Here is a 1249-nt window from a genome sequence, read left to right on the forward strand (position 1 = left end):
GGACGGCCGGCCCCCGCCCGCGGCACGTCCTCGTAGGGCACGTCCGCCCACCAGATCTCCGCGGGCCGGGGCCGGCCGTCCCCCTCCTGCGTACCGGTCCCCGCCCGGGCCGGCGCACTCCGGACGCGGGACCGGTGCCCCCGGCCCCATCCGTCGACGAGCGCGGCGACCAGTGCGAGCAGGACCACCGCGACGAGTGCGAGCCACCACGACGTGTTCATGGCCCGACCGTACCGGCGCGGGACCGAGCCGTGCGCCTTCCCGCACGCCCCGCGTGATCCGCTTCCAGCCGAACCGGTGACAGCGCAGGTGAGTTCCCCCACAACGGACCCTGGCGGAGGAGCGGCCGAAGGTTTTGCGTCTTACGCTCGACGAACCGCACGACCCCCGTTTTCACTCCCCCGCCAGCGGAGGTTTCTGCTTCATGAAGCTCACCGTCGTCGGCTGCTCGGGGTCGTTCCCGTCCGTGGAATCGGCCTGTTCGAGCTACCTCGTCGAGGCCGACGGCTTCCGGCTGCTCCTCGACATGGGCAACGGTGCCCTGGGCGAGCTGCAGCGCCACTGCGGTCTCTACGACCTGGACGCGATCTTCCTCAGCCACCTGCACGCCGACCACTGCATCGACATGTGCGCATACTTCGTGGTGCGCTACTACCGGCACGACGGAGGCCGCTGCGACCCGATACCGGTCTACGGACCCGAGGGCACGGAGCACCGGCTGACCACGGCCTACGCCGACACCCCCTCGCCCTCCTCCATGAGCGAGGTCTTCGACTTCCACACGGTCAAGCCGTCCACCTTCGAGCTCGGCCCGTTCGTCGTGCACACCGAACGCGTCGCGCACCCGGTGGAGGCGTACGCCATCCGGCTCGAGCACGGCGGGAAGTCGCTCACGTACTCCGGCGACACCGGGGTGAGCCCGGCGCTCGACGAACTCGCCCACGACACCGACCTGTTCCTGTGCGAGGCGGCCTTCACCGCCGGCAAGGAGAACATCCCCGACCTGCACCTCAACGGACGCGAGGCGGGGGAGTCGGCGGCCCGCGCCCGCGCCCGCCGGCTGGTCCTCACCCACATCGCCCCGTGGACCGACCCGCAGGTCAACCTCGCCGACGCGCGCGCGGTCTACGACGGACCGGTGGAACTGGCGGCGCCCGGCGTGACGTACGTGATCTGACCCCCGTACTCCATCCGCCCGCAGGCCCGCACGGGCACCCGCGTCCGCACGCACCGAGGCCCCGCGGCCGTC

General features: G+C 71.9%; 1 protein-coding gene and 1 pseudogene. One reads left to right on the forward strand and one right to left on the reverse strand.

Annotated elements, in window-relative coordinates; genetic code table 11:
* Window positions 1–221, reverse strand: a pseudogene (locus AOK18_RS27530) (type II toxin-antitoxin system PemK/MazF family toxin); the annotation flags it as partial.
* A 203-nt stretch (window positions 222–424) separates the two neighbouring features.
* On the opposite strand from AOK18_RS27530, the gene AOK18_RS27535 reads away from it, so the two are divergent.
* Window positions 425–1177: an MBL fold metallo-hydrolase gene (locus tag AOK18_RS27535; protein WP_055574224.1), complete on the forward strand. Its 753-nt coding sequence runs from the start codon at window positions 425–427 to the stop codon at window positions 1175–1177.
* Window positions 1178–1249 lie beyond the last annotated feature (72 nt).

Source organism: Streptomyces prasinopilosus (genome assembly GCF_001419695.1).
In the GTDB taxonomy this organism is placed as follows: domain Bacteria; phylum Actinomycetota; class Actinomycetes; order Streptomycetales; family Streptomycetaceae; genus Streptomyces; species Streptomyces prasinopilosus.